This is a genomic window from Vibrio sp. V42_P2S4T144 (assembly GCF_009904715.1).
Classification (GTDB): Bacteria; Pseudomonadota; Gammaproteobacteria; order Enterobacterales; family Vibrionaceae; genus Vibrio; species Vibrio alginolyticus.
In genome coordinates this window covers 1-4,591 of sequence record NZ_WXWS01000398.1, presented here as the reverse complement: position 1 = coordinate 4,591, position 4,591 = coordinate 1, and the positions used below count along the sequence as shown (strand labels likewise).

Sequence of the window (4,591 nt, the reverse complement as noted above, 5' to 3'; positions counted from 1 at the left end):
GATTTGCTCGTCTTTTTAAATGTTGTAAAGTGACGAAATTCAAAGAATATTACTTCACTAACTCTTTTGTGGTGTTTTTTCGCTTAGCGCCAATTTGTATGAGAAGTGAGCAAATAATTACACAACCCGCAGCTGATCGGATCAGCGTCGTAGGGGCAGGAAGCAAATGTTACCAAGATTACACTCGCAAACTGATGTCGATCCTCTTGTTCTTAGTTTTCTGAAAGAGCTTGAGCACGCCGGATTCACTGGTGATATCGAAAGCCAATATTCAAGTCGACTAGCGGTTGCCACTGACAACAGTGTTTACCAGCAACTTCCTCAGTCTGTCGTTCATCCCAAAACGACAGAAGATGTTTCTCTCCTCGGGAAACTGAGCAATAAAGAAAAGTACGAACGAATTACCTTTTCACCTCGTGGTGGCGGCACAGGGACCAATGGTCAGTCGCTAACCAAAGGTATTGTGGTGGATATGTCTCGTCACATGAACAAAGTGCTTGAGATTAATGAGAAAGAAGGCTGGGTTCGTGTACAAACTGGTGTAGTGAAAGACCAGTTAAATGACGCTGTTCGCCCTTATGGCTACTTCTTCTCTCCAGACTTATCTACCAGTAACCGTGCAACGATTGGCGGCATGGTCAACACCGATGCTTCTGGTCAAGGTTCTCTGAAATACGGAAAAACATCCGATCATGTTTTGTCGCTACAAGCGGTGTTTGCTGATGGTTCAATTTTAGAGTCGGACTTGTCTCATGGTTACCCAAAAGAAGGCGAGTTTGCTGCCAAGGCGCTACGTGTAACGGAATCCGTATGTCGTGAAAAACGCCAGCAGATCGTAGATAAGTTTCCTCCTCTTAACCGATTTTTAACGGGCTACGATTTAAAAAATGCCTTGAATGAAGACGGTAACCGTTTCGATATCACGCGAGTACTGTGCGGCGCGGAAGGTTCATTGGCATTTATTACCGAAGCAAAGCTGAACCTGACGCCAATTCCGAAAGCACGTACTTTGGTTAACGTTAAATACAACAGCTTTGATTCTGCACTGCGTAATGCACCGTTTATGGTAGAGGCGAAAGCGCTGTCTGTAGAAACCGTTGACTCAAAAGTGCTTAATCTCGCGAAGCAAGATATCGTTTGGCACACCGTGAGCGATTTACTTACCGATGTTCCAAATAAAGAGATGCTTGGCATCAACATGGTGGAATACGCAGGTCAGGACGAAGAGGAAGTTGCTGCTCAGGTTGCAGCGTTGACCGCCAAGCTCGATACCATGTTGGAAACAGAAGAAGCGGGCATTATCGGCTACCAAGTTTGTAACGATGTAGCGAGCATTGGGCGTATTTACAACATGCGTAAAAAAGCGGTGGGTTTGTTAGGCGCAGCAAAAGGTCGTGCTAAACCGGTCGCATTCGCTGAAGATACCTGTGTGCCACCAGAAAACCTGGCGGACTTTATTGTAGAGTTTCGAGAACTGTTAGACAGCAAGTCTCTGAATTACGGCATGTTTGGTCACGTCGATGCTGGGGTGCTTCACGTACGTCCTGCGTTGGATTTGTGTGACCCGCACCAAGAAGCATTGATGCACGAAGTGTCTGATGAAGTGGTCAAGCTGGTGGCGAAATACGGCGGTTTGATGTGGGGTGAACACGGCAAAGGTTTCCGTTCAGAATATGGCCCTGAGTTTTTCGGCGACGAGTTGTTTACTGAACTGAGACGTGTGAAAGCGGCATTCGATCCACACAACAAAATGAACCCGGGCAAAATCTGTACACCGCTGGATAGTGATGCAGAGCTTGTCAAAGTTACCGATACCAAACGTGGTTACTATGACCGTCAGATTGACGTTCAAGTACGTGACAGCTTTAAACAAGCGATGGAATGTAACGGTAACGGTTTGTGTTTTAACTATGATACCAGCTCGCCAATGTGTCCATCGATGAAAGTAACAGCCGATCGTCGTCATTCACCAAAAGGTCGTGCAGGTTTGGTTCGTGAGTGGTTGCGTCAGCTTACTGAGCAAGGCATTGATATTCTTGACTTAGAAAAGCAAACACTAGAAAACAAAACATCAATCAAAACCATGATTGACCGCGTACGTCATTCTATCAATCGTCGTCACGAGTATGACTTCTCTCACGAAGTGTATGAAGCGATGAATGGTTGTTTGGCGTGTAAAGCGTGTGCGAGTCAGTGTCCGATTAAAGTCGATGTTCCGAGCTTTCGCTCACGCTTTTTAAACATCTATCACTCTCGTTATCAACGTCCTGCAAAAGACTATCTGGTTGCGAACATTGAAACTATGCTGCCGATGATGGCAAAAGCGCCAGGTGTCGTAAATGGTGTTTTGAAGCAGTCGTGGGTGAAAAGTTTAACGGCATCTACGGTCGGGTATGTCGATGCGCCGTTGTTATCAGTACCCACCTTGAAACAACGAGTAGAGTCGCTGACAAAGCCTTATGATCTGCAAGCGCTCAGTGGTTTGTCTTCGTCTGAAAAGAGCAAGCATGTTTTAATTGTTCAAGACCCATTCACTAGTTACTACGACGCTGATGTCGTTGAAGACTTCGTTAAGTTATTGAAAAAGCTGGGTATGAATCCGGTGCTTCTGCCGTTTAAGCCGAATGGTAAAGCACAACACATTAAAGGGTTTTTACGTCAGTTTAAGGACACAGCAGCCGACACAGCGAAGTTCTTGGCGATGGTAGCGGATTTGGATATCCCATTAGTTGGCGTCGATCCTGCTTTGGTGCTGTGTTATCGAGATGAATACGCTGAAGTGCTTGGCAGTAAGCGAGGTAATTTCGATGTACTAACAGCCCACGAATGGCTTTACCCAAGACTAGAAGCGTTTGAAAGCGGAGAGCATAAGGCGCAGGAACCTTGGTATCTGTTTGCTCACTGTACTGAGAAAACCAAAATGCCAAATGCGGAAAAAGAGTGGGGCGCTATTTTTGCTCACTTTGGTGCAGTTTTGAATACGGTACCTGTTGGTTGTTGTGGTATGGCGGGTACGTTTGGTCATGAGGTTGATAAGTTGTCGATGTCGAAAGACATTTACAATTTAAGCTGGAAGCCGAGCTTAGATAAGTTGGATAACGAGAGATGTTTGATTACAGGCTATTCTTGCCGCAGCCAAGTTAAACGCTTTGAAGGAACGAAGCCCAAGCATCCCGTTCAGGCATTGTTAACTTTGTTGTAATCGGACTAAATCAAGCCCAGTTTTACTGGGCTTTTTAGAAACCGTATTTAGACCTTTTCAAAGGATATGAATCTTGAAAAAACTTGAACTCAAAGTCCCACCTGTTGTGGTGTTTTTGTTGGTCATACTTTTGATGTACGGACTTAAAGTTTTGACGCCGAGCATGAATATTCGAGTACCCTTTGTTGAATTTGTAGTAGGTGTATTAACTTTGTTGTCTGGCTACATGGGCATTGCTGGCGTGTATGAATTTCGCAAAGTAAAAACCACAGTAAACCCAGTAAAACCTGAAGCGGCATCTTCTGTTGTAATAACTGGTGTGTTTGCCTTTTCACGCAACCCTATGTACACGGCATTATTGCTTCTAATCATAGCAACTGGTTTGTGGTGGCAGCACTTGAGTGTGGTACTTTGTGGCGTGACATTTGTCAGTTATATGAATCGGTTTCAAATCAAGCCTGAGGAACGCGTTCTAGAGCGATTGTTTGGTGAGGAGTATGTGGATTATAAAAATCATGTTCGTCGTTGGCTCTAAGCATTGCGTTTAGTTTTGTTTGGATGAGACATAAAAAGAAAGCCCAACGGTCGACGTTGGGCTTTCTTTTAGTAAACACGTTTTTTGTGCGCTTCTGATAGGGCAGTCGACTAGGCTGCCTTAACGAACTTTGCTAGGAATGCATCCTTACGTTCATTAAAGCGGCGTACAAGGTCGTCAACCGCTTCTTGGTCATATGGCTTCAAGCCACTTGCAACCATGCGCTTAATACCTTTGCCAACGACTTCACCGTCTTCTTTAAACGCAAAGTTTAAGGTGACTACACCTCGTTTTCCTTCTACGTCGAATGTTGCGCCAGTGAAATCCACCTCTGGATGCGTAAGGTCTAAGCGTGAAAATTCGACTTCCATGCTTTCATAAATAACTAATGGACGCTGGCAGTTAATCATCATTTGCTTCTCTTCCATAAGAGGAACCATGATGTGAGGGAAGTTCATACCAGAAAATTGCACGTAATTTGTCACTACATGCTCAATAAATGCCGGATCGTGGTTAGTTTCACCTTCACGGGACATGTGTAAGTATTCTTTACCTGCCTCGTCAACAACAGCGCTTTCTTTGTCACACTTATTTTCAATATGAAGTGCTACACCATCGTTTACCATGCCAGAGAAGTTAAAACGCATCTTTTGGCTAACGCCTTCTTTACTAAGAAGCACAGCGAAAAGTAAATCTCCAGGGACACAAAAGCGTTTGTTGTCTTCATCATGAATTGGGTTGTAGTCACCTGCGACACGTTTTGCAAAGTGGCTTGCTTGTTCGCGAGTGAACTGAAACTGGTGATTAGTGTTTGAAAAATAAGGTGTTAGAAACATAATTTTTACGTAGTAACC

3 protein-coding genes are annotated in these 4,591 nt (G+C 44.4%); 2 read left to right on the top strand and 1 reads right to left on the bottom strand.

The window, feature by feature from the left end; translation table 11 throughout:
• Window positions 1–166 precede the first annotated feature (166 nt).
• Together ydiJ and CAG68_RS13420 are read left to right on the top strand one after the other, a co-directional pair.
• The gene (gene ydiJ / locus CAG68_RS13425; RefSeq protein ID WP_161441262.1) at window positions 167–3,202 is read left to right on the top strand and encodes a D-2-hydroxyglutarate dehydrogenase YdiJ; all 3,036 of its coding nucleotides are present in this window, start codon (window positions 167–169) and stop codon (window positions 3,200–3,202) included.
• 73 nt (window positions 3,203–3,275) lie between these two features.
• Window positions 3,276–3,737, top strand: a complete 462-nt coding sequence (locus CAG68_RS13420) for a methyltransferase family protein (protein ID WP_161441261.1) — start codon at window positions 3,276–3,278, stop codon at window positions 3,735–3,737.
• A 110-nt stretch (window positions 3,738–3,847) separates the two neighbouring features.
• Here CAG68_RS13420 and CAG68_RS13415 read toward each other — a convergent pair whose 3' ends face one another.
• Window positions 3,848–4,573 (bottom strand): DUF3581 domain-containing protein, encoded by a 726-nt coding sequence (locus CAG68_RS13415; RefSeq protein WP_017821813.1) that lies wholly within the window; start codon window positions 4,571–4,573, stop codon window positions 3,848–3,850.
• Window positions 4,574–4,591: the final 18 nt, after the last annotated feature.

What these genes read in the sequence shown, in the direction of transcription:
- CAG68_RS13415 (WP_017821813.1), bottom strand. Translation starts at nt 4,573, where the DNA reads ATGTTTCTAACACCTTATTTTTCAAACACTAATCACCAGTTTCAGTTC.
- ydiJ (WP_161441262.1), top strand. Translation starts at nt 167, where the DNA reads ATGTTACCAAGATTACACTCGCAAACTGATGTCGATCCTCTTGTTCTT.